The sequence below is a fragment of the Halobacillus massiliensis genome (assembly GCF_900166625.1).
In the GTDB taxonomy this organism is placed as follows: domain Bacteria; phylum Bacillota; class Bacilli; order Bacillales; family Halobacillaceae; genus Halobacillus_A; species Halobacillus_A massiliensis.
Genome location: NZ_LT800499.1, coordinates 569901 through 594061, shown reverse-complemented (window position 1 = coordinate 594061; position 24161 = coordinate 569901). Strand labels below are relative to the sequence as shown.

Annotated in this window: 28 protein-coding genes and 1 riboswitch; of the genes, 13 read left to right on the top strand and 15 right to left on the bottom strand. The window is 43.1% G+C overall.

The annotated features are described in order from the left end of the window. Positions 1-166: 166 nt before the first annotated feature. From B7E06_RS02970 to ribD, 7 genes are all read right to left on the bottom strand, one after another. Positions 167-826, bottom strand: a complete 660-nt coding sequence (locus B7E06_RS02970; RefSeq protein WP_082232592.1) for a type 1 glutamine amidotransferase domain-containing protein — start codon at positions 824-826, stop codon at positions 167-169. A 91-nt stretch (positions 827-917) separates the two neighbouring features. Beyond that, positions 918-1931 (bottom strand): acyltransferase family protein, encoded by a 1014-nt coding sequence (locus B7E06_RS02965; protein WP_082232591.1) that lies wholly within the window; start codon positions 1929-1931, stop codon positions 918-920. Between the two features lie 255 nt (positions 1932-2186). Next, entirely contained in the window at positions 2187-3428 is a 1242-nt protein-coding gene (locus tag B7E06_RS02960; RefSeq protein WP_082232590.1) for an aminopeptidase, read from the bottom strand. A gap of 350 nt (positions 3429-3778) precedes the next feature. Next, complete coding sequence (ribH, locus tag B7E06_RS02955; RefSeq protein WP_082232589.1) at positions 3779-4249, bottom strand: 6,7-dimethyl-8-ribityllumazine synthase; 471 nt, start codon at positions 4247-4249, stop codon at positions 3779-3781. Between the two features lie 231 nt (positions 4250-4480). After that, the gene (locus B7E06_RS02950; protein WP_082232588.1) at positions 4481-5674 is read right to left on the bottom strand and encodes a bifunctional 3,4-dihydroxy-2-butanone-4-phosphate synthase/GTP cyclohydrolase II; all 1194 of its coding nucleotides are present in this window, start codon (positions 5672-5674) and stop codon (positions 4481-4483) included. A gap of 16 nt (positions 5675-5690) precedes the next feature. Further along, a complete protein-coding gene (ribE, locus tag B7E06_RS02945) occupies positions 5691-6338 on the bottom strand; it encodes a riboflavin synthase (RefSeq protein WP_082232587.1) in 648 nt (215 codons plus the stop codon). After that, positions 6339-7436, bottom strand: a complete 1098-nt coding sequence (gene ribD, locus B7E06_RS02940; RefSeq protein ID WP_082232586.1) for a bifunctional diaminohydroxyphosphoribosylaminopyrimidine deaminase/5-amino-6-(5-phosphoribosylamino)uracil reductase RibD — start codon at positions 7434-7436, stop codon at positions 6339-6341. A gap of 136 nt (positions 7437-7572) precedes the next feature. Next, a riboswitch (FMN riboswitch) is annotated at positions 7573-7725 on the bottom strand. Between the two features lie 180 nt (positions 7726-7905). Here ribD and B7E06_RS21690 point away from each other — a divergent pair. Then, the gene (locus B7E06_RS21690; protein ID WP_179133931.1) at positions 7906-8070 is read left to right on the top strand and encodes a hypothetical protein; all 165 of its coding nucleotides are present in this window, start codon (positions 7906-7908) and stop codon (positions 8068-8070) included. A 193-nt stretch (positions 8071-8263) separates the two neighbouring features. Here the strand turns inward: B7E06_RS21690 and B7E06_RS02935 are convergent, their stop codons facing one another. Next, a complete protein-coding gene (locus B7E06_RS02935) occupies positions 8264-9034 on the bottom strand; it encodes a polysaccharide deacetylase family protein (protein ID WP_082232585.1) in 771 nt (256 codons plus the stop codon). A 178-nt stretch (positions 9035-9212) separates the two neighbouring features. Here B7E06_RS02935 and B7E06_RS02930 point away from each other — a divergent pair, with 178 nt between their 5' ends. Further along, positions 9213-10016, top strand: coding sequence for a YihY/virulence factor BrkB family protein (locus B7E06_RS02930; RefSeq protein WP_082232584.1), 804 nt, complete (start codon positions 9213-9215; stop codon positions 10014-10016). Positions 10017-10095: 79 nt separating this feature from the next. Further along, positions 10096-10287, top strand: coding sequence for a hypothetical protein (locus tag B7E06_RS02925; protein ID WP_082232583.1), 192 nt, complete (start codon positions 10096-10098; stop codon positions 10285-10287). Positions 10288-10333: 46 nt separating this feature from the next. Here B7E06_RS02925 and B7E06_RS02920 read toward each other — a convergent pair whose 3' ends face one another. After that, positions 10334-10552 (bottom strand): spore germination protein, encoded by a 219-nt coding sequence (locus B7E06_RS02920; RefSeq protein WP_082235882.1) that lies wholly within the window; start codon positions 10550-10552, stop codon positions 10334-10336. A 135-nt stretch (positions 10553-10687) separates the two neighbouring features. Between B7E06_RS02920 and B7E06_RS02915 the strand changes: the two genes are divergently transcribed. The 6 genes from B7E06_RS02915 (at position 10688) to B7E06_RS02890 (ending at position 13261) form a co-directional block, all read left to right on the top strand. Continuing rightward, on the top strand, positions 10688-11242 hold the full coding sequence (locus tag B7E06_RS02915) for a DUF3189 family protein (RefSeq protein ID WP_082232582.1): 555 nt from the start codon (positions 10688-10690) through the stop codon (positions 11240-11242). Between the two features lie 57 nt (positions 11243-11299). Continuing rightward, positions 11300-11635 carry a hypothetical protein gene (locus tag B7E06_RS02910; protein ID WP_082232581.1) on the top strand — a complete coding sequence of 112 codons (336 nt, stop codon included), beginning with the start codon at positions 11300-11302 and terminating at the stop codon, positions 11633-11635. 119 nt (positions 11636-11754) lie between these two features. After that, entirely contained in the window at positions 11755-11997 is a 243-nt protein-coding gene (locus tag B7E06_RS02905) for a spore germination protein (protein ID WP_082232580.1), read from the top strand. Between the two features lie 18 nt (positions 11998-12015). After that, the gene (locus tag B7E06_RS02900; protein WP_082232579.1) at positions 12016-12258 is read left to right on the top strand and encodes a spore germination protein; all 243 of its coding nucleotides are present in this window, start codon (positions 12016-12018) and stop codon (positions 12256-12258) included. A gap of 33 nt (positions 12259-12291) precedes the next feature. After that, a complete protein-coding gene (locus tag B7E06_RS02895; protein ID WP_082232578.1) occupies positions 12292-12756 on the top strand; it encodes an Hsp20/alpha crystallin family protein in 465 nt (154 codons plus the stop codon). A gap of 43 nt (positions 12757-12799) precedes the next feature. Continuing rightward, on the top strand, positions 12800-13261 hold the full coding sequence (locus tag B7E06_RS02890; protein ID WP_082232577.1) for a hypothetical protein: 462 nt from the start codon (positions 12800-12802) through the stop codon (positions 13259-13261). Positions 13262-13279: 18 nt separating this feature from the next. Here B7E06_RS02890 and B7E06_RS22185 read toward each other — a convergent pair whose 3' ends face one another. Then, complete coding sequence (locus B7E06_RS22185; RefSeq protein ID WP_281249027.1) at positions 13280-14527, bottom strand: collagen-like protein; 1248 nt, start codon at positions 14525-14527, stop codon at positions 13280-13282. A 186-nt stretch (positions 14528-14713) separates the two neighbouring features. On the opposite strand from B7E06_RS22185, the gene B7E06_RS02880 reads away from it, so the two are divergent. Beyond that, complete coding sequence (locus tag B7E06_RS02880) at positions 14714-14848, top strand: YjcZ family sporulation protein (protein ID WP_082232576.1); 135 nt, start codon at positions 14714-14716, stop codon at positions 14846-14848. A 101-nt stretch (positions 14849-14949) separates the two neighbouring features. Here the strand turns inward: B7E06_RS02880 and B7E06_RS02875 are convergent, their stop codons facing one another. Beyond that, on the bottom strand, positions 14950-16206 hold the full coding sequence (locus B7E06_RS02875; protein ID WP_082232575.1) for a DNA polymerase IV: 1257 nt from the start codon (positions 16204-16206) through the stop codon (positions 14950-14952). A 598-nt stretch (positions 16207-16804) separates the two neighbouring features. Between B7E06_RS02875 and B7E06_RS02870 the strand changes: the two genes are divergently transcribed. Continuing rightward, positions 16805-18457 carry a glycoside hydrolase family 13 protein gene (locus B7E06_RS02870; RefSeq protein WP_082232574.1) on the top strand — a complete coding sequence of 551 codons (1653 nt, stop codon included), beginning with the start codon at positions 16805-16807 and terminating at the stop codon, positions 18455-18457. 78 nt (positions 18458-18535) lie between these two features. Here the strand turns inward: B7E06_RS02870 and B7E06_RS02865 are convergent, their stop codons facing one another. From B7E06_RS02865 to pepT, 4 genes are all read right to left on the bottom strand, one after another. Further along, on the bottom strand, positions 18536-18982 hold the full coding sequence (locus B7E06_RS02865) for an OsmC family protein (RefSeq protein WP_082235881.1): 447 nt from the start codon (positions 18980-18982) through the stop codon (positions 18536-18538). A 7-nt stretch (positions 18983-18989) separates the two neighbouring features. Next, complete coding sequence (locus tag B7E06_RS02860) at positions 18990-19190, bottom strand: SE1561 family protein (RefSeq protein WP_082232573.1); 201 nt, start codon at positions 19188-19190, stop codon at positions 18990-18992. 136 nt (positions 19191-19326) lie between these two features. Next, positions 19327-20100: a TerC family protein gene (locus tag B7E06_RS02855; RefSeq protein WP_082232572.1), complete on the bottom strand. Its 774-nt coding sequence runs from the start codon at positions 20098-20100 to the stop codon at positions 19327-19329. A gap of 273 nt (positions 20101-20373) precedes the next feature. Continuing rightward, a complete protein-coding gene (gene pepT / locus B7E06_RS02850; protein ID WP_082232571.1) occupies positions 20374-21618 on the bottom strand; it encodes a peptidase T in 1245 nt (414 codons plus the stop codon). Positions 21619-21805: 187 nt separating this feature from the next. On the opposite strand from pepT, the gene B7E06_RS02845 reads away from it, so the two are divergent. Continuing rightward, positions 21806-22870, top strand: coding sequence for an AI-2E family transporter (locus B7E06_RS02845; protein WP_082232570.1), 1065 nt, complete (start codon positions 21806-21808; stop codon positions 22868-22870). 76 nt (positions 22871-22946) lie between these two features. Next, positions 22947-24137, top strand: coding sequence for an MFS transporter (locus B7E06_RS02840; protein ID WP_082232569.1), 1191 nt, complete (start codon positions 22947-22949; stop codon positions 24135-24137). Positions 24138-24161: the final 24 nt, after the last annotated feature.

Here is a 24161-nt window from a genome sequence, read left to right as displayed (position 1 = left end):
AGCGAGTTGTTTCCCCTGGCCCGGTTTTCTATATCAAATGTAAACGGAACTCTTTTCCCGCCGTTTAAGTGAGAATCAAAAAAAGCCTTCTCGAGAGCATAAGAACCGAGTGAAATCCCAGCGTTTTGAAAGACAAAAGCCGCTCCTTAAACGGGAGCGGCTTTTGTTAGGCTTTTTCTAACTGGTCTTTGAAAACCTGGGCGATCTCATAAGTGGAACGGTGGTTTTGGCCTGTAACGAATTGGCCGTCGACAACTACATAGCTTTCTTCTGGTCCTTTGGCTTCGTATTCGGCTCCCGCTTCCTTCAATTCGTTCTCTAACAGAAATGGAACAGCTTGTTCCATCTCGACTGCTTTTTCTTCTTCATTTGAAAATCCAGTCAGTTTAACATTTTTTACAAAGGATTGGCCGTCTTCCCTTTTCGTTCCAACAAAAGCCGCTGGTCCGTGGCAGATGGACCCTATCAGCTTGTTATTTTTTGAAAAATGGTTAAGAAGGGACTCAATTTCTTTATTGTTTGGGAAATCGACGGCCGCACCATGTCCTCCACAAAAGAATACGGCATCATAGTTCTCCGGATTGATGTCTGACAGCTTTTTCGTATCGTTGATCGGCTCCATTACCCCGTCCCACACATCGGGGAGTTCATTAGTATAACTGTTAGGATCAATTGGTATTTTACCGCCCTTAATACTGGCTGCCGTGACTTCGTAGCCTGAGTCCTTCCATTCTGTAGAAGGTTCAACAAACTCTGATAGCCAGAGGCCCGTATCCTTTTCATTCAATTTCTCTGCATTTGTCACAACCATAAGTATTTTTTTCATAAAAAAAATACCTCCCTTCTGTTTGGTATTTTCCCACAAGGAGGAAATTTTAACCGTAAAGGGAGGTATTTTTGTCCAATTTATTCCTTTATTAATTCGTGCGATAGTGATCGTTATTAACTTGAGTCCACTGTTTTCTAAGAAGTTGGAATCGTCCTTCAATAATTGGCTGTGTAAATGTTCGAATCGTACCTGTAGATAGCAGGTAAACGATTAAGGCTGATAGTATGGCATACGCCGCTACATCAAATACATTATTAACCTGTACCCATTCCATCTGACGAAGCAGTTGAACAATAAATCCATGGAGGAGGTATACATAAAGCGTCTGACCGCCTAATTCAGTAAGGCTGTAATGCTTGTTAGGCATCAGTGACATCAGGCTCATGCTCATAAGCAAGGCTACTAGATATACACCAAATCGGTAAATACCGCCAAGTTCCGGCGCACCAAGCGTCTCATATGATTTAGAGCCAAGCAGCCATCCGGAATCAAATTCAGGAGCAAACGCAATAAATACAGCAACAGCCGTCATAATGCCAACGCTTGCGATTCGGATTGCCGGCCGTCTCCAGCTTTTCACCTGTTCCTTTGTCAGCCAGTAGCCGATCAGGAAGAATGGGAAGAACACGAAAGTTCTTGATAAGCTGAATTCATGTCCGATATTTCCGAAATAACCTACACCTACCCCAATTGCGATGGATAGAGTAATTCCAAGTAATGCAGGGATTTTCTTAAATATCACTAGCAGTATGTGCCAGCAGAATAAACTGAATAAGAACCATAGCGACCAATGAGGTGTAAATGGCGCATTCAGCCATTCAGATTTTCCGATAAACAGAAAAAACAAAGTATAAATCGTTTGAAAAATAAGGTAAGGCAAAATCAGTTTTTTTGCCAGCTTTAAGATATAGTTTTTGTTTCCTGAACCTTTCGCAAAGAAGCCGGCTAAAAAAATAAACGCTGGCATGTGAAAGGTATAAATCCACATATATAAAGTATTCATTCCATCTGAGCCACTAATCGTCGGCTGAATCATATGACCGAAAACTACAAGAAAAATAAGTAAAACTTTTGCGTTGTCAAATATAGCATCCCGCTTCATTCATCTTCACCCTCTAATTTTCTATACTTTATATTTACTCACTTTTATATTATTTAAAACCTGTCCTCTCTTTTTTTAACATATTTGAAATGATAAATACTCTTTTTTCATCATGATTTAAATAAACCGTAACGAAGATGTCAAAACTGTAACAAAACAGAATTAATTTACACCCCATTTCTACAATCCCTGTACTCTAATCTATTGCAACCCGCTCATAAAAAAAGCGGGCTTAGAAGCCCGCTTGTCCTTCCTTTATTCAAATTCAACCGCCCACTGTCCTTTTCGGAAAATAGGTTCGAACTCTCCTTCTTTTGTCTCGCCATCTATGTCGAGCTCTGCTGATCCCATCATAAAGTCTTCATGTACGATACTATCATTCACTCCATGTTGATCCATCTGCTCCTTACTCATCGTGGATCCACCTTTTACATTTGTCGGATAAGCTTTTCCTAATGCTAAGTGACAGGAAGCATTTTCATCATACAGCGTGTTGAAGAAGATGTGACCGGATTTGGATACAGGTGACTCATTAGGGACAAGAGCTACTTCACCAAGACGCTTAGCTCCGTCGTCCGATTGAAGAAGGTGCTTCAAGGTTTCCTCTCCGGATTCTGCAGAGTAATCGACGACTTTCCCATTTTCAAAAGTAAGCGTAAAGTTCTCAATCAAGTTTCCGCCATAACTCAGGGGCTTTGTGCTGCTAACCGTACCTTGTACTCCGTATTTATGCGGCATAGTAAAGACCTCTTCTGTCGGCATATTGGGGTTGAACTCTACCCCTTTCTCTGATTTAGTAGAGCCTCCATGCCAGATATGATCTTCCACAAGACCAACTGTCAAGTCAGTGCCCGGAGCTTTATAATGCAAACGCTTATACTGTTTCTGATTTAAAAACTCTCGTGCTTTTCTCAGTGTTTCGTTATGCTTTTCCCAGGCTTCTACAGGATCGTCCTGATCTACTCTGGTAATTTTAAAAATCTGCTCCCACAACTTCTCTATCGCTTTTTCCGCCGATTCTTCTGGAAACACTTTTTTTGCCCAAGCTTCTTGAGGATAGGCGACGATAGACCATGTTACTTTATCATTCATCAAATAATCACGGTAGCTGCTTAGAGCTTCACCGCTCGCTTTCGTTGCTTTTGAGATTCTTTCAGGGTTTACGCCCTTTAATAAATCCGGGTTCGGCCCATAAACGGTTAGAATGGAGTACCCATCCTTCGCCATTCCTTCCAGTGCATCAACTTTCCATTTAGGGAAATCTTCCAAAACACTGAGCGGCGCATTTTTCATCTTCATATAGCTTACCATTTCATCATTCCACTCAATGTGAACATTCTTTACTCCCATTCCGTAAGCTTTCGCAGTAATAATACGGACAAAATCTGCCGCTTCTACAGGAGCGTTAATAAGCAGCCCCTGCTCCCTTTGCAGGTTCACTCCTTTTTTCAAAGCTAATGTGGCATATTTCTCTAAATTATGCTGATGTGTTGTCATCGTTATTCCTCCTATTCAATCATTTACTACTTCAAATGTTTCAATCGTTTCATTTGAGCTTCTTCTGTCATTTTTGGGGCTCATATAAAGTTCTTGTCAGAATAAGAAACCAGTAAAGCTATGTAATTCAATTTCCCGAGCATACAGCGGGGTTGTTTTTTGATCATAGCGCTTTCCGAAAACAACTCTCACTAAAACATATTGCCTATCTAGTATGAAAACAAATTGGTTTCACCTATTAAAAATACCCTACTTTAAAGGGGTCTAATCAAATCACATATGAAAAACCCCCTAAGTCAGCTTAGAGGATTTTACACATGTTCAGTTGCAGGCCCGAACTGAAACTAATCTTAAACTTCAAACTGGCGGTTTAAGTTAGCCATTTCAATCGCTGCTGTCGCTGCTTCCCAGCCTTTGTTTCCAGCTTTTGTACCTGCACGTTCAATAGCCTGTTCAATTGTATCAGTTGTAATTACACCAAAGATTACAGGAACACCGCTCTGAATGGAAGCCTGAGAAATTCCTTTGGCCGCCTCTCCACATACATAATCAAAGTGAGGAGTAGATCCGCGAATAACGGCTCCTAGCGTAATCACAGCATCATACTTTCCTGAGTTTGCCATTTTACCGGCAACCATAGGAATTTCGTAAGCTCCCGGCACATAGGCCGCTTCCACATCATCTAAATCTACTCCGTGTCGTTTTAGAGCATCTACTGCCCCTTCATAAAGACGTCCTGTAATAAAGTCGTTGAATCGCCCGACAACGATCCCTACTTTTAATCCGCTGCCTACTAAGTTACCTTCCAGCTTTTTTACCATAATTTATTCGCTCCTTTAATTTTTTCATCTTTTTAAATTTCCTTCTTGTCGTTCAATCTTTCTGTTTTGCTTATGCGTGTCGTGTCTACCAGGCCACTTCCGCTTTTCTACTGGCCAGTTCCGAGGGGCAGGCCTTCGCGTCATAAGCAAACCCATTGCGTGGCATAAACCGCAACTACATGGTTTTGCTTATGCGTTTCAGGCCTAAACGGCCCCTCTCCACTTTTCTACCTAATAATGAAAGAGGTGGCCCATTTTGGATTGTTTTGTTTTGAGGTAGAGTTCGTTTTCTTTTCGTGATGGCATTTCAATTGGAACTCGTTCGACGACTTCGAGGCCGTAGCCGCTTAGTCCTGAAATTTTTTTCGGATTGTTGGTCAGCAGCTTGATTTTGGAGATACCGAGTTCTCGTAAGATCTGAGCACCGACTCCATAATCCCGCAGGTCAGGGCCAAAGCCCAGTTTTTCATTAGCTTCTACTGTATCTAACCCTTCCTCCTGCAGCTTATAGGCAAACATTTTATTCAGAAGTCCAATGCCTCTGCCTTCCTGACGCATATAAAGCAGCACACCATGTCCGTTCTCTGAAATCTGACGTAATGCGTTGTGAAGCTGCGGCCCACAGTCACAGCGGTAAGATCCAAACACATCTCCTGTGAGGCATTCGGAGTGAACACGTACGAGAGTAGGCTCTCCTTGTTTCACTTCACCTTTAATTAAAGCAATGTGTTCTTTATTATCAATATCATTGCTGTATGCTACAGCACGGAAGTCTCCGTATTCTGTCGGAAGCTTGATTTCCACTTCGCGTTTTACATGATCTTCGTGCCGGTGACGGTGCTGAATTAGATCAGCGATAGTAATCATAGGAATATCAAATTCATCAGCCATTTCCCGTAAATCAGGCACACGTGCCATCGTACCGTCATCCTTAATGATTTCACAAATTACTCCAGCCGGCTTAGCTCCCGCTAGTACAGCAAGGTCTACTGCTGCTTCTGTATGGCCGGCTCTTCTGAGCACTCCGCCTTCTTTAGCAATCAGCGGGAAGATATGGCCTGGTTTTTGAAAATCCTCTGGTTTTACTTCTGGGTTCAGCAGTTCTTTAATGGTCATGGCCCGTTCATCTGCTGAAATCCCTGTCGTTGATTTTTTATGATCAATGCTTACAGTGAAAGCAGTACCGTGCGGGTCGCTGTTATTGTTCACCATCGGCAGCAGCTCAAGCTTTTCCGCTAACCCTCCGGTGATCGGTGTACAAACAAGGCCTCTGCCTCGAGTGATCATAAAATTAATCATTTCCGGTGTCACATGTTCTGCGAGTCCGATTAAGTCTCCTTCATTTTCACGGTCTTCATCATCACAGACAATGACCAGTTTTCCCTGCTGCAGCCGTTCTATAGCTTTTTCAATTGTATCGAACATAGGGAGGCTCCTTCCATTATGCGAATCCATTTTCTCTTAAAAATTCTTTAGACATGTTTGACTGCTTCGTCTCTTTCTCCTGTCCGAGAAAATGAGCAACGTATTTCCCAATCATGTCACATTCTATATTGACCCGGTCCCCCGGCTCTTTATCTCCTAAAACCGTATGGTCCATTGTGTGAGGAATCAGTGAAATTGTCACTCTGTTCTCATTGACCACAAATACGGTCAGGCTTGTCCCGTCAACAGCAATAGACCCTTTATATACAAAATAATGAATAAGTTCATCAGGTAACTCTATTTCATAATACACCGCATTGGATTCCGGCTTCTTGCTTACGATTTGTCCAGTTCCGTCTATGTGACCGGAAACAAGATGACCGCCAAAGCGGCCTCCCGCAGCCATCGCGCGCTCCAGATTCACTTTACTCCCCTGCTTTAACTCATGCAGGCTGGTCGCGCGGTAAGTTTCAGGCATAATATCAAACTCAGCACTCTGATCAGTATAACTGGTTACGGTTAAACACACGCCGTTGATGGAAATACTGTCTCCTAAGTTGATATCCGATAAGATATCTTTCGCTTGAATACTGATTTCCATAGCCTCGGTTTTCGTTTTGATTCCTTTTATTGTGCCTATTTCTTCGATGATTCCTGTAAACAATTAATGTCCCTCCCTTTTCACTGCTGTAATTTTTATATCTTTTCCGACCATTTCGGTAGAGGTAAATTCGAACTCTTCTACGCTTTTTAAACTGCTTATCCCTTTTCCAGCAACGGAGGTCAATGCTTCTTTACCGCCGATCACCATAGGAGCCATATAAATGACTACCTCATCCACATTACCGCTGCGGACAAACGCGTCTGCGATAGTTGCTCCTCCTTCAACAAGTAAGGAAGTCATGTTTCTTTCTCCTAAAACTTTAAGCACATCCTCTATCTCAATCTGCTCTGTTTCCAGCTTTATTACTTCTACATGGGACTTGGATGGAAAAGCATCAATCTTTTCGTCAGCCACCTGTGCCCCTGTGAAAATCCAGGTAGGAGCGGAATTATCAGCAATGAGCTGAGCGGCCGGCGGTGTACGGAGGTGAGTGTCCAGGATAACGCGGACCGGCTGTTTTCCGCCTCCTTCAAGACGGGTCGTTAATTTAGGATTGTCCATTAAAACTGTATTCACTCCTACTAAAATAGCGGCCGACTGATGACGGTACATGTGGCCGTCTTTTCTCGCATCTTCACCTGTTATCCACTGACTCTCTCCAGTAGAAGTCGCGATTTTCCCATCCATACTGATTGCTGTTTTCAGCCTTACATAGGGACGTTTCTTCTGTATAAAATGAAAGAAATCGGTGTTAAGCTCGTCAGCTTCTTTTTGCAATATACCCGCCACGACCTCAATACCTGACTGTTTCATCAGCTCAATCCCTCTTCCGCTTACTTTAGGATTGGGATCGTTGGAAGCAATAACCGCCCGCTTAATTCCGGCATCAATCACTGCCTGGGCACATGGAGGAGTTTTTCCATAATGACTGCACGGCTCCAGAGTCACGTAAATATCAGCTCCCTTTGCCTTTTCTCCAGCCATTTTTAAAGCGTGAACTTCAGCATGAGGCTCTCCCGCTTTTACATGGACACCGAGACCGACGACCTGGTGATTTCGTACAACAACGGCGGCCACTGATGGGTTAGGGTTTGTCTGGCCGACCGTCGTTTTCGCCATTTCTAAAGCCATTCGCATGTAATTTTGATCGCGTTCCATTGGCTCACCTCCGCTTTTAAGAAAATAAAAAACCCCGAAGAAGATACACTTCTCCAGGGCAGTTTGATAAATCATTCATTATGAAAGTACGCCTAATAGAGGGCACAAATCCAGAAAATTCGTACCAGAGGCGTTCTGCTTCCTTCTCCCATCCAGACTTTCACTGTCGGCTTTGGAATATTCACCAAATCAGGGGGAAACGCAAATAGCTGCTGCTTCCCCGTCGCGGGCTCGGAACTTAACGTTCATTACCGCCGGCTGGGACTTTCACCCGACCCCGAAGGAATTTATTTAGTTGTATTACTATTAATATAATAGAAATACGGCAATATCGCAATCCATTAGGGTTTAGTTTGTGAGAGATTGCTTAAAGCACATAAAGACCTTCTATGAATTGTTAAATTGCATTGAAACTATCCTAAAGGGGATATCGTAAGTATATTAACCGTTTTTTTAAGGAGCTGTGAGAATGAAGGTTGTTTTAGCAGCCATTATCGTGTTTGGAATGGCAGCCGGTTTCTTTAGCTCACCACATATGTATATAAGCACCTTCTGGGTGTTTTTAGGCTTATCCGGTTTGATAGGTGTGGTAACAATGGGCAAAACACTAAAAGAGCTTTTCCGTACAATTTGAAAAAGAAGCTGAGGAGATGTAAAAAACCTGTTCATTTTTTGAACAGGTTTTTTAGGATGATTGTTGTATTTTGATATTTCCTATCCTAAAGAAAGAAAATATCCGGGATACTGTACACTCCTATTAGATAATAGGGGATCTGGCGCAAACTAAAATCAATCCCTTCCTTAGTTTTGCAGTTTGAAGTAATTCTTTATTCCATAACCTTATTTACCGCTAACCGATCAAGAAATTGATACCTTGGATCGAGCTGCAGCAATTCAGAAACCGTTACAAATTTATATCCTTGTTTTTGCAGCTCCGGCAGAATTTGTTTTAAAGCCATCACGGTTTGAGATCGGTTTCCTCCCCCATCATGAAAGAGAATGACATCGCCATTACGGGCATTTGACAGAACTTTTGCCGCAATCTTGTCAGCTCCCGGACGTTTCCAATCATACGTATCCTGATGCCATGACCACATGACAACTTTAAACCCCTCCTGATCAGCCGTTTCAACGATCCGATCATTATAATACCCCCCTGGAGGTCTAAACAATTGAGCTTCCTTATTTGTAATTCCTTTAATCACTTCGTTTGCTTTATTCAGATCATGCTGAATGACTTTGGAAGTTACTCCTTTTAATGTCCCATGATCATACGTATGGTTGGCTATTTCATGGCCGGCAAGAGAAGTTTGTTTAAGAATCTCCGGGTTTTCCTTTGCTCTTGTACCAACTACAAAAAAAGTAGCCTTTGCGTTGTATTGGTCCAACACCTCTAAAATCTGTGGCGTATAATCACTGGGACCGTCATCAAATGTAATCGCTATGGACTTAGAAGGAGTAGCCACGTCCCATATGGCCGTTCCCTTATTTTCATAAAAATATCTTGAGTGTGTCTGCTCAGAAGCCTGAGCCAAGGCTTGATCTGCCGACACAAATAATAAGACAGCGGTTGCGAGCAAAACATAAATATACTTCATCTTTCTGCCACCTTGTTTATGCTTTTTTAGCTTGTAACTAATATTACATTTATTTTGCTCATATACTCCCTGTATTATTTAATAAATTGCTGTGGCCGATTAAAAATTACGGGATAAAAAATTTATAGTATTTTTATAATTATTATTTAGATACTGCGATGTGAAAGGAGATTTTTTAATGAAGCCTGCTGTATTTATACATTCCTTAATATCCCGTTCCCGGGAGCATAAAATATTTGATATGGCGGCTCAGCTGGCATATTATCTACTGCTTGCTTTGTTTCCTTTTCTCATTCTTTTGTTTCACGTACTGCGTCTTTTGCCGATTTCTCCAGGAAATGTTTTGGAAATCATCCAGCCTTATGCTCCCGCAAGTTTAATGAATTTAATTGAAACAAATCTTTACGCAGTGCTGGAGAACACAAGAGGCGATTTACTCTCCATATCCATGATTGTGACTTTGTGGCTGGCGTTTATGGGAATGAGTGCCCTTATCAGAACATTGAACACTTCATTTCAAGTTCTGGAAAATAGAAGCCTAAAGAAATCAATCGCCATCGCCCTTTTTATAACGATGGGATTAATGCTTGGGGTCACCATTTCATTGGCTTTATCTGTATTTGGTCAGACGATCGGAGTCTTTATGATCTCCAGTTTTAATGTATCGGTCACTTTTTTAAATGATTGGAATATCTTTCGTTGGGGGATAAGCTTTCTTGTATTAATGGGGATCTTCAGTTTTCTTTATCTCGCTGCCCCAAACATCACGCTGCGTGTTAGAGACGTCCTACCTGGGACACTTTTTTCAACGATTGGCTGGCAATTGGCTTCTCTAGGTTTTTCTTATTATATTAGTTTCACGGATTATTCCATTATATACGGGAACCTGGGAACATTGGTTATCTTAATGATTTGGTTTTATATTTCTGCCCTTGTCGTGTTAATCGGCGGAGAAATTAATGCCGTTCTTTTAAAAAGGTGATCATTACTTCTCCTTTATTTCTCACTATCACGCCTCCCCTATTCCTTCATAATCTGGCTATAAGAGAAGGGGATATTTTATGGCTTATGAATTTGATGCTATTGATTATGTAATACCATTATTGGAGATTATTACCATCCTTATCGTAGAAGAAGATAATCCGGTACTCGGGGTGGCTTTTATCCTTTTACTAAAAACTGTCACCGAAGACCTGCTTATTCGAATCATGTTTATTTTATTAGTTATCGTTTTAGGTAGGCCTGAATTTTAAATAAAGAAAGCGGTGAGAGAAAATTTTCTTTCGCCGCTTTTTCGTTTCAGGTAGGACTGACTATATTACCTTTTCCTCCAACAGGCTGAATGGGAGACGACACACTTACTCCATTTAAACTTCTTATAAAGTTCCCTGTATTTAAAGAACCTGAACCTACAAAAGTTTCCCCTGTTTCTCGTGGAGAAATATAAAAAGAGTCCCCCATATTTAAAGTTCCACCGCTCACACTATTAATACAATAAGGTCCTATTATGGCTGGCATTTTCATTCATCCTTTCCCTCTTTTTTATGACTTTATGTATATGCGCTTCTGGAGAGCTTTGTTATTCACCCTGTATAAATCAGTACTCGGCGTTGAACACTACATAGTATCAAACATGAATTCAGGTGACTGACTATGATATATATTTACAATGACTACGGCGGCACCCATACTACTTCTCTAGCTGCTGCCTTTCATTTAGGATTGCTAAAACCTTCTCCCCACCTGTCTAAAGAGGAAATACTCAATGTTCCTTACTTTAACAAGCTTACAAAAAAAGACTTCGGACGTTTAATTTTTCACGGAGAAGATGAAAACGGCGACCGTGTTTACACGATAGGAAGAAAATCGTGTAAGTTTCTCGTACCTGCCCTGGAGGATTTGAGCCTGATGTTATTTGAATTATTTCAAGAGAAAGAGCGGATTATCTTTTCAAATACCTCTCCTACTGTTCCTTTTGTCATGACGATTGGAGGAGGTTTATCGAGAGGACTGGGAATTGACAGCTTAGGCGTTCCGCTGCTTATTAAAGGTGCTCAAAGGTGTAACCCTTTAATTAGTGAACTGGTGACCCATACTAAGAAAACCGCCTATTCCTCAAGTTCTAAAGAAATCATTACTTTGAAAAATGACCATTTTAAAATTCAAAATTGGAAACCGGATAGACAGCATTCCCCTCTACAATCATAATTCACCTATTTTTATAATTCTGCATAAGATACCGAGGAATTTAAAGGAGGGGTATCCATGTACGATTATTATTATCCGAGTACAGATTACAGGGCGGAACATGAGGCAAACAGCCAGTCTGTCAAGGACTTCTGTCGCAAGCACCTGTATCAAATGGTCCAGGTTGAAACCAATGAAGGCGGAATGCATACAGGATTGTTACACAGTTATGATAACAACAATATGTATCTTTTAATGCCTTCCGGCCATCAAGGACAGCAAGGCCAGCAGGCTGAGGGAATGAACGAAGAAGAGAGCCGTTTGTTCTTTCCGTTTTTCGGTCCCTTTGGCTTGTTCGGCTTTCCTTTCTTTGGAATCAGACGTTTTGGTCCTTTTTATCCTTACTGGTGGTAAAAAAGAAACAGCCCGCTGTGTGTGTTACAGGGGCTGTTTCTTTTCTTTTTCTCGTTAACCTTACACGTCTGCCCAACAGCTGCATATAGTAACCGTATCGAGTATCAGGAGGGATATCCGTGGCATCCTTTGTTAACATTTTCAGCATTAAAGTGAACAGTATTGCCAGTAACGGTTCCTTTAATATTGGGGAAAGCTTTCATAACTCTCCAACCGCAAATACGAAATCCCAGGGACAGAACTCATCATATGGTGATATGGCACCTGCCAGCTCAGGAATGGAGAATGTCTTTATAGATCCAGACTTAAATGATCAAGGCGAAATCGCCAACCCTACCAATACGAATTCCGGTCAGTTCTAAGGAAAGGAGGAAACATTCATGCCTTTTTTAATTAACATTTTTAATATGAAAACGAACGGGGTCACCCAAAACGGAAATATTGATATTGGAGCGACCGTTCATAATAGCCATACGGCAAACTCTAAATACTTTGGTGCCAACTTTTCACTTGGAGATTGCGCTCCAGCCTGCTCCACTATATTAAACGGGGTACTGGACACTGATGTAAGTGATCAGGACCAGGTGGCTAACCCATCCCAGCCTTATACCATTCAGGTTTAATGGCTTTCATTTTCTGGTAAGGAGGAGAAAAACATGGAGATGGATCGTTTGCAGGAATGGATGAAAGTGGCTCAGCAATATCAAGGAAACAGCGAATTTTGGACTCGTATTTTTGATAAAGAAAGCAAAAATCCTTTCGTAGATAATTTTATAAAGGATGAGCCGGATGATGACCTGAGGTTAAGGGATTTTCCAAGATCGGATATTTACATTACAGATACCCATATCGTCGTAATTATTGAAGTGCCAGGGGTACGTAAGGAGGACCTTCACCTCTCCTGTACAGGTTCAAAACTCTTAATCAATGTAAAATCGATTCCTCCCTTCCAAGGGGTTACCACTGTTTTAAATGAACGAATTTACGGTGAACATGAACGATCCATCGAGCTGCCGGAAGCCATCGACAGCAGCCAGCTCCATACCTCCTTTAACAATGGTTTATTGGTCCTCAGTTATCCACGTCATCCCGAAACATTCACAGATATCACCCTGGAGTGATATCTCTTTATTTAGCAGGCTGATCAGGAAAGGAGAGATCACGATGGGGAAGTCTTTCTCAGGTAAAGAAAACGTCTCTGACTTGATCAGCCGGCTCAATCAACTGGAACAAGCCCAGGAAAGGCAAAAACTACATATTCGGCAACTGCAATCTGCCAGCAAGCATAATAAAACATCCGCTGATTTTGAAAAACTGACAGCAAAACTGCTTCAATCTGTTGATGAGTATCTGGTTCAAGTGACCTCCAGATATGAAAAAGAATTAGCTGAACTGCGTAAAAGAGTACAGCAGCTGGAAATGCAGGTTCAGAATTCCGGTAAAAATGAGTCCATTCCCCATAACTCAGGGCCGATTTTTATCGTCGATCATTTAAAATTAGATAAGTTAGAAACGAATAATAACTTTGGGCAGCTAGGGATCAATGAACTGAGCGGAACGTTGAATATCGGGAATACAGAAGAGCAAAAAAGCAAGCATAAAAAAATAAAGCAGCTATTTAACTGAAATAGCTGCTTTATTACTTTAAACTGCTGTTCTTAAAAACACAGTATATACGGCAGAAGCTGTTATGGTAGGAATGGCATAAAGAGAAATGGCATCCGTTCTAAGAACAGCATCTCCTGGTGTGACTGTAGTCCATGTGACTGATGCAGGGACAGCGGCATATGCTCCTCCATTTGACACAAAAACTGGCTGTGGACCAACCTCTGTGGCATGAATTGAAAATTTAATAGTTCCACTTAAGGTCGTAGCTGTTGTTAATGTTATGGTTGATATGATGGTCCCGGCCGGAGGAGTAACCGAATTATTAAAAACGTTCCTGGTAACTTGGAAAAGGTACTGTCCTGGCTGTAGGTTATTTACGTTTATAGCTGCAGAGAAAGCTACTACATTTCCAGCTCCTGCTGTTACATAAGGGATAGCATTTGATACGGCTCCAGGAGAACCGGCAATTCGCTGGAAACCACTCCCTACTGTTCCTCCAAATAAAATTGGTTTTGTCGAAAGCGTAGAAACCGGTCCAGTCGCTCCAGATGGCCCTGTTGGCCCCCGGTCTCCCTGTGGTCCTGTTGGGCCGGTCGCTCCCGTGGCTCCCGCTTCTCCCGTTGGACCCGTGACTCCTGCCCCGGTCGGGCCTGGTGGTCCTGTTGGGCCGGTCGCTCCCGTGACTCCCGCTTCTCCCGTTGGACCCGTGACTCCTGCCCCGGTCGGGCCTGGTGGTCCTGTTGGGCCGGTCGCTCCCGTGGCTCCCGCTTCTCCCGTTGGGCCCGTGACTCCTGCGCCTGTCGGGCCCGGTGGTCCTGTTGGGCCGGTCGCTCCCGTGGCTCCCGCTTCTCCCGTTGGACCCGTGACTCCTGCACCGGTCGGACCGGTTGGACCGGTTGGGCCGGTTGGGCCGGTCGCTCCCGTGGCTCCCGCTTCTCCCGTTGGGCCCGTGACTCCTGCGCCTGTCGGGCCTGGTGGTCCTGTTGGACCGGTCGCTCCCGTGGCTCCCGCTTCTCCCGTTGGACCCGTGACTCCTGCACCGGTCGGACCGGTTGGGCCGGTCGCTCCTGTGGCTCCGGTCGGACCGGTGACTCCCGCACCAGTCGGACCGGTTGGACCCGTTGGGCCGGTTGGACCGGTGGGACCCGGTATTGTACGTATCACTCGTGCCGGCTGCGGCTGCGGTGGCCCTTTTGGCGGACAAAGTCCACCGCCTGTTGGACAGCAGATTACTTCCTCGAAGCAATCCGGTGCTAACCTGTTAATCTTAGCTTTTCTTTTCATTTTTTCACCCCCTCCATCCAATGTATTCTTTAATCTAGACAGGGTCACGGCAACCATCATCAGTTTTATCGCTCTTTTTTGTGTGTTTTATCTATAGACGTTTTTACCGGAAATATAGACAAACGCCTTTCCCAATTCTTTTTCACCACATAAAGTAACGTATCGAGTAAAAAAGGTGGTGAGGTTATGGGTTACGGATGCGGATTCGGTGGTTATGGCGGATGCTACGGTGGTTACGGATATGGCAGAGGACGCGGTTTTGCGTTAATCGTAGTTCTTTTCATTCTATTGATCATTGTTGGTGCTGCTTATTGCAAATAAGGGTAACTCCTTATTAACATAAACTTTATAAACCTTCATCCTTTCGTACATGGGCACTTTAAAAACCAGAGCGCACGCTGCTCTGGTTTTTAAATAACCTTTTAAGCATAATGACCTCCAATTTTCTTGCTTCGATCAGGAGTAATCCCCGACTCCGTGAAGCTGCTGGCTCTTAAGATAGCCATCGATCCGTATTTATCACGGATTTCATCCATCACTTTTCCAATATCTTTTTGTTTCGGCCGGTCATCAAAAAGAGTAAGCTGGGTAGCGATGTCTTCCTCAAGGTTTGTCAGCGTAACGCTCGTTCGGCGAATCTGGCTCTCCCCGTCATAAAATGTGCGGAACAGACGCATGCAAATTTGGTACATATCCATCGTAATATTCGTCGGCTGGTCGATGGACATGGAACGACTGAAGCCGCCCCCGTACTCACTTGCATATGCGACAGAAAGGTGGACAGTCCTCCCCGCACGGCTGTCTCTCCTCGCCCGCCGGCAGGCTTCTTCACACAAATCAAGAAGTACCGTTGACAGTTCATCTCCCGCATAATCACGCAGTAGTGTAATTCCGTGGCCGTACCCTTTCTGGTCCGCTTTTGTAAAATTACCAATCACAGGACTGAGGTCGATTCCCCATGCATGCCAATGAAGCTGCTCTCCCATCACTCCGTAATGCTTTTTCATATACTTTAAAGGGTACTGAGCGAGCTGTCCGAGCGTTGTGATACCCAGCCTGTTTAGGTTCCTCATCATTCGGGAGCCAATACCCCAAATATCTTCAATCGGTATCGGCCACAATAGACTCTTTACATGTTCATAACGGCACTCCGCAATCCCATCCTTCGCCTTTTTCGAATGAATATCCATCACTACTTTTGCTAAAAATTTATTATCACCAATTCCAATCACACATTCAATTCCGAATTGATCCCTGATATTATCCTGAATCATCTGGGCAATCTCTCTCGGGAGACCATATAACTTTTCAAGTCCATCGATCGTTACCCACAGCTCATCCACTGAATAGACATGAACAGCTTCAGGCGGAACATAGTTCATAATCATTTTTGTAATCTCAGCGGACACCTTGAGATAATCTCCCATATGCGCCTGGGCAATCACAAGCTGAGGGTCATCCGGCAGTTCGAAAAAACGACTCACATTGCTGATCCCGTGCTTTTTCTTCAATGCCGGAGAGGCGGCCAGCACAATACTTCCGCTTCGATTCGGATCTCCTACCACCGCGAGCAGTGCCGTTTGTGGGTCAAGTCCGCGCCTAGTGCATTCCACACTCGCATAAAATGAGCGCATATCAATACACAGTACATCATGACGAGGATAAACTGAATAATCCATTTCCTTCACTCTCCATATTTACGAACGTTTGTTCTTATTATACCCACTCTGGAAAATTATTAACAGAGGAGATTTTATCCAAGGAGGGGAGATTTTGATGAATTTCAGAGTAGGTGATTGCCCACGTCTACGCTTTGACACTTGCTTACAGCTCTTTTCCTGGCTCTTTCGACGTTTCTCCCCTCCCTTTCAACTCTTCTGGACTCTTTCGACGCTCTACCTCTCGCTTTCGCCTCGTCTCCTGGCTGTTTCGACGTTTCTCCCCTCCCTTTCAGCGCTTCTGGACTCTTTCGACGCTCTAGCGCTCACTTTCGTCTCTTCTCCTGGCACTTTCAACGTTTCTCCCCTCCCTTTCAGCGCTTCTGGACTCTTTCGGCGGTCTATCGCTCGCTTTCGGCTCTTCTCCTGGTTCTTTCGAAGTTTTCCCCCGCACTTTCGACACTTCTCCCCTTTTCCATGGTTAAAAATCTGCCAAATATGTTGTAAAAGAGGACGCAATCAATTAAGATATGAAACAACAGCTTAGGAAAACGTTTGCGCAAACGACGGGTTATGGAATAAATATAAAATAATCGTTTTTTAAAAGTGAGGTTTTAGAATGGAAAAAGTTTGGTGGAAAGAAGCTATTGGGTATCAAATCTATCCTCGCAGCTTTCAGGATTCTGATGGGGATGGAGTCGGCGATATTCAGGGAATGATTGAGCGACTTGATTATTTAGAGGATCTAGGAATTGATTTTATCTGGGTATGCCCTATGTATAAATCTCCTAAAGATGATAACGGATATGATATATCTGATTATCAGGATATTCTTGAGGAATTTGGAGGCATGGACGATTTTGACGAGCTCCTCTATGAAGTTCATAAGCGTGGGATGAAGTTGATCATTGATCTTGTGTTGAACCATACAAGTGATGAGCATCCGTGGTTTATTGAGTCCCGTTCGTCCAAAGAGAACCCTAAGCGCGACTGGTATATTTGGCGTGACGGGAAAGATGGGAAAGAACCGAATAACTGGGAGAGTATTTTTGAAGGGTCGGCCTGGGAATATGACGAGAAAACAGATCAGTACTATCTGCACCTCTTTTCAAGGAAGCAGCCGGACTTGAACTGGGAAAATGAAGAGGTTCGCGATGTTTTATTCGATACCGTCAACTGGTGGCTGGAAAAAGGCATCGACGGGTTCAGAATTGATGCGATCAGCCATATTAAAAAGCGGGAAGGATTCCCTGACCTTCCGAATCCTGAAGGCAAGCCTTACGTGTCGTCTTTCGATATGCATATGAATCAGGAGGGCATTCATGAGTTTTTGCATGAATTCAAGGACAAAACGTACGGAAAGAAAAGTGCCTTAACTGTAGGGGAAGCTAATGGCGTTAGTGCGGAAGAAGCATACAAATGGGTCGGCAAGGAAGGCAAAATGGATATGGTGTTTCAGTTTGAGCACTTGGATTTATGGGATCAGGAGGCAGAGCAGCAGCTTGATGTTGTTGGACTTAAAGAGGCTCTCACCCGCTGGCAGAAGGCCTTGGAAAATGACGGCTGGAATGCTCTGTTTATTGAGAATCATGATAAAGCCCGTGTCGTTTCTACATGGGGAAATGATAAAGACTACTGGTATGAAAGTGCAACTTCCATGGCCACGATGTATTTTCTCATGCAGGGGACACCTTTTATTTATCAAGGACAGGAGATCGGCATGACGAATGTCGCCTACCCTTCTATCGCGGATTACGATGACGTAGCTGCAAAAAACCTTTACAATTTCAAAAAAGCAGATGGGTTTACAGACGAAGAAGTTCTGCCTATTCTATGGAGCACTTCGCGTGATAACAGCCGTACCCCGATGCAGTGGAGCGACGAACCGCAGGCTGGCTTTACTAAGGGCACCCCATGGATAAAAGTGAACCCAAATTATAAAGAAATCAATGTTGCTAAACAGCAGCAGGACGAAGATTCTATTCTTTCTTATTACAAGCAGCTGATCAAGCTTAAGAAAAAGTATGAACTGTTTACTTACGGTATTTACAACCTGCTTGATCCAGAGCACCCACAAGTCTACGCCTATACACGAACTCTTGATGATCAAGAAGCGCTTATTCTTACCAATTTAACGGGAGAACCTGCTGTTTTTGAAAGTGGCGATCCATTGAAAACGGACGACCTGCTGCTTTCCAACCAAGCAGTCTCGAAAGAAAAAACGAGCTCTATTAAGTTAGCTCCATATGAAGCTAGAGTCTATTTATTATAAAAAAATCCCATGCCCTGGTGCTGCCCCCAAAAGTTAGAATGAAAAACTAACTTATCGGAGGCCCCAAGGCGTGGGATTTTATTTAATGCCTGTTTCCGCCTGAAGCTCAAGCTCCACATTGCCGGCAATTGCTTTTGAAATCATACAGCTCGTTTCTGCTTTTTCCACGAGCTGATTTAATTTTTTCAAGTCTCGCTCCCCGGCATCCTTCTTAAGGAAAACTTTTGGACGGTGGATAATTTTTTCATAGGTGAAGATCCCATCTGTTACGTCCACAATTCCTTCAGAGTCCATGCTCATTTCCGCTAAAGGCAGCCGCGCTCTCTCTATCATTGCTCCCAGACTGATAATATAGCAGGTAGCCGCAGCGCCAAGCAGCATTTCATCCGGGTTTGTCCCTACGTCTGGTCCATCCATTTCTTTCGGAATGGAAATTTCCGTCTTCAGTTTATCTGCTTCAATGTACCCGACTTCATTGCGGCCGCCGGGCCAATCGGCTTTTAAATGAAAATGATGCTGTGTCATAAACCATTCACTCCCCATTACTGTCTTCCCAATCTTTTTTAAAGCGTGCCATTTTCGTATGCAGCTGTTCAAGCATTTCCAGTACGCGATTGTAATCGTCCATATCTATTTGTTCAGGATCCATCGTGGATACGACTTGATTGAGCATATGAATACGATTTTTCACATATATAAACTGGTCGGCAGAGTTATTCGCAGCTTTTCCCATCCATATCCTCTCCTTTCGTATTCTTTTTCACAACTATACCAAATTTTCACAAATAAAGTGGTATTTCTGCTCAAGTATCAGAAGCTCGATTAAAATTGAAAAAGCTGCCGAAGAATTCTCGGCAGCCTCTTCCCACTTAAGCTTCAGCTTTCTTTTTACCTGATAGAAACCATCCTGCAACGGCAATTCCAACAAGGACGGTATAGAAAGTAATCTTCCACGCTGTTGAATGAGCAAAGTGTTGGTCTAAAATTTGAATGTTCGGATGAGCCAGTGTATAGACTACCAGTTTAACCCCAACCCAACCGACAATAACAAAGGCCGCGATTTCTAAGCCCGGACGAGAATGGAGCAGATTAACAAATACGTTGGCTGCAAACCGCATAATAATAATACCGATCATTCCGCCGGTCAATATAACAGCAAACTGACCGCCATCAAGACTTCCGACATTAGGAAGAGGTGTTTCCGGGAGTACGACAGCGAGGGCAACCGCAGCTAAAATTGAATCAACAGCAAAGGCTAAGTCGGCAAGCTCCACTTTAACTACAGTCATCCAGAAGCTGGACCCTTCCTTCTTATCTTCAATATGTTCCCCTGGGTTGTCTTCCACAATATTCTTTGTTCGCCACTTATCATATAAGTGCTTACCTGAAATGAATAATAAGTACGCGGCACCAATGGCCTGCACCTGCCATACATCAACAAGAAAAGAAATAACAAATAATGAGGCAAAACGCAGGACAAATGCTCCTAATAGTCCATAAAACAAGGCTTTTTTACGCTGTTCTTCCGGCAAATGTTTTACCATGATCGCCAAAACAAGGGCGTTATCAGCAGCAAGGATTCCTTCTAAACCAACGAGTACTAGTAATACCCACCCATACTCGATCAATAACTGTGCGTCCATCTTTTTCTCTCCTTTTTTTCAAAAAAAATGATCCCTACCACGAAGGTAAAGATCAAAAAAACAGACCTTTACCCTTAAACGTGGGTAAAGGTCTCGCTAACAACGTCCGTTGCCAATAAAGCCGGGGATTTCTCCCGTCATGACGACTTTACTGTTTAAAGCTACTCCCCTTTGGAATCGCTATATTCTTTTCTTATCATAGCACGGAAGCGCAATTTGTCAATTTATTTTTTATAAACCTTTTCCCTTCCTTCATTATGCGAAAGCAGCGGCTTATCTATTCATTAGTTTGAAGCTTCCATCCGCAAGAAGACGGCTAATCTCTACAATTACGCGCGATGCTTTTTCCATATTCTCTAACGAAATGTATTCATATTTTCCGTGAAAGTTTTCCCCGCCGGTAAAAATATTTGGAGTCGGCAATCCCATATAGGAAAGCTGTGAACCATCCGTGCCTCCCCGGATCGGCTCGATAATAGGAGGAATGCCGAGGTTTTCCATTGCCTGCCGTGCTGTATCCACGATTTCTTTTACCGGTTCAATTTTGTCTCTCATATTGTAATACTGATCTTCAAGATCTGACTCAACGGCAGACTCTCCGTATTTGATCTGTAAATCCTGGACAATTGCATTTAATTCAGCTTTCTTCTCTGCAAATTTCTGTTTATCATGATCTCTGATTAAACAGTAAATCTCTGCTTTTTCTACATCTCCATTAAAAGAAACAATGTGGTAAAACCCTTCGTAATCACTTGTATGCTCGGGTGCTGCTTCTTCAGGCAGCTTATGAATAAATTCCACGGCTATCTTAGAAGCGTTGACCATCTTTCCTTTCGCTGTCCCCGGATGAACGCTGTTTCCATAAAATTTAATCTTGGCAGCAGCCGCATTGAAGCTTTCATATTGCAGTTCTCCAAGCGGTCCGCCATCGACCGTATAAGCAAAGTCTGCTCCAAATCGCTCTACGTCAAATTTATGAGGGCCTTTTCCGATTTCTTCATCCGGCGTAAAGCCGACACGGATTTTCCCGTGCTTAATTTGCGGGTGCTGAATAAGATAATTCATGGCGGTCATAATCTCCGTGATTCCCGCTTTATTGTCCGCTCCAAGCAGTGTATTTCCATCCGTAGTAATGAGCGTATGGCCTTTGTATGTAGAAAGTTCTTTAAAATCTGCCGGCGATAGTGTCACCTTCTCATTTAATTGAATATCCCCGCCATCATAGTCCTCCACTACTTGAGGATTTACATTTTTCCCGGTAAAATCTGTAGCTGTATCGATATGGGCTAAGAACCCAGCAACCGGGACATATGTCTCGGTATTAGCTGGAAGGGTCGCCATGACGTAAGCATGGTCATCTATCGTAACATCTTCCATTCCCATTTCGTTTAGTTCATCTACAAGTTTTCGAGCCAGATCCCATTGGCCTGCAGTGGAAGGTGTCTCTTCACTGTTTAAATCAGACTGTGTATCTATTCTTACATAATCCATAAATCTTCGAAGTAATTCTTTTTTCATTAAAAATCATCCTTTCTGATGCTTTTGTGTACGAAGTCTCTTTTTGACCATTATACTAAAGTTTCAGTTATTCTTAAGAGCTAAACCTTCTTTCTTATTGTATACTTTACTGTAGTAGATTTTGGTTATTGCTTCCTTAAAAAGGGTAACGCCTGTTAACAAATTTTTTAGGCGAAGGTGTGAGTTCATGATTCATAAACGTTGGTTTCAAGTGTTAGTGGTCGGTATTTTACTAAGTTTATTTATTTTGCTTCTTCATGAAATTAGCTTTTTCTTTCAGCCATTCCTTACATATGCTGCGGCTATTGCTTTTCCGCTGATAGGCGGTGCAATTTTATTTTACATTTCACGGCCGTTAATGCAATTGTTAGAACATTATAAGGTGCCGCGTCTTCTGGCAATCCTTGGTGTGTTCCTGGCATTTATACTGGCCGGTTATATCATCGTACAGTTTATCGCTCCGATTGCACAGGAGCAGTTTTCCCGGCTTGTTGATAATATTCCGCGGATGGCGGATATGATTACGGAAACAATTACGTTATGGCAGCAGAACCAGGACATTATTCCGAGCCAATTTACGGATTCGCTGGACAAAGTTACAGAATGGCTGCAAAGCTCACTGGATGCTGTTCCCGGTGTTATTGTAAATGTAATCAGTCAAATTGTAAGCTTTGTGCTTGGGCTTGTGCTAATCCCATTTTTCCTTTTCTTTATGCTGAAAGATGGAGAGAAACTCGTGCCGTTTATTACACAGTATCTTAAGCCCAGAGCTGCAGCGAGTTTTAGAAAACTTGCCCACTCCCTTGACCATACGCTTCACTCTTTTATCATCGGTCAATTAACCGTCAGTGTCTTTGTCGGGATTATCCTGCTTGTCGGTTACCTAATTATCGGTTTGGAGTATTCTTTAACACTGGCACTATTCGCAATGTTAATGAATGTTATCCCGTTTATTGGACCATTTATCGGCGTTCTGCCAGCCATACTTGTCGCGCTGTTCCAGGATCCAATTATGGCTGTATATGTAGCCATTATCACTTTAATCGCTCAGCAGATAGAGGGTAACCTTATCTCTCCTAATGTAATGGGAAAGGCTTTACACATCCATCCATTAACGGTGATCACCGTTATTCTGGCCGCCGGAAGTCTTGCCGGGTTCTTAGGCTTACTGTTTGCCATCCCTACTTATGCCGTTATAAAAGCTATAATCAGTCATTTTTATGAGGAATGGCAGGAACGCAAAACGGTATAGAACACTTTTAAAAATCCCGCTATCTTACATAGCGGGTTTTATCTGTTTCACTTCTTTAAGAAAGGATGAAATATTTATGGAGCAAGCTTCCAATAAATTATGGACAAGGCCGTTTATCTTTTTAATACTGGCGAACTTGTTCACCTTTATGAGCTTTCAAATGCTTTTACCTAACCTCCCGCCTTACATAGAATCTATTGGAGGCAGCGGGCTGCAAATCGGACTGGTCACAACAATGTTCTCTGTTGCCGCTATTCTCATTCGCCCTATAACTGGGCATATCTTAATGACACAGAAACGAAAGCTTCTCGTCATCATCGGGGCTGTCTCTTTACTTGGGATGACATTGCTTTACCCGGTTACACAGATTGTTGTGGCACTCTTAATCATCCGGTTCGCCCACGGACTGGCCTGGGGATGGTCGACAACCGTCAACGGGACGGCCGCCGTAGATATGGTGCCTCGCCGGCGGGTAGGAGAAGGTATGGGCTATTTTGGGCTGTCCATTACCATCGGGATGATTATGGCTCCAAGCTTAGGCATTTATTTGTATCAGAATTACGACTTTAACTTACTTGTCTGGATCTCGGCTGGCCTTGGCATTATTTCAATCCTTTTATTTGGCTTCACCTCTTTTCAGACACCAGAGAGTGTATACCATAATCGCGAGCTGAAGCCGCGTTTTTCTTTCTTTGGTTCTCTGATTGAGAAAAAAAGCGGATATCCCGCCATAGTTACGTTTCTTACGACATTCGGCTATGGATCAATCGTTACTTATATCGTTATTTTCGGTGTGGAGCAGGGATTAGACGGCGTGTTTCTCTTTTATTTTTTTAATGCACTATTGGCGACATTAGCCCGCCCTATCACCGGCAAGTATTTTGACAAGCATGGTCCGTGGAAATTGATTATGATTTGCTCTGCCCTCTCCTTTGTTGCGATGTGGATCCTGGCCTGGGCCGATTCAAACATGGATTTAGTTATAGCCGGCGCTCTGTTTGGAGCAGGCTACGGCTCAATGATGCCTGCATTTCAAGCCTGGGTCATTTCTAAAACGACCGTTGAAAGAAGTGGGATTGCCAATGGGATGTTCTACTCCTCTATTGATCTTGGCATCGGGTTAAGTGCTTTTGTTCTTGGTTTTATATACGCCTTTGTGGAAACAGCCACTCTATTTAAAATGACCAGTTTTCTTTTTATTGTGGTGATTTTCTTAACATGGAGAGATTATAAAGTTCAAACAGAACCGTGGCAGCACCCACAATAAAAAACCGCTTCCTTGGCAGGGAAG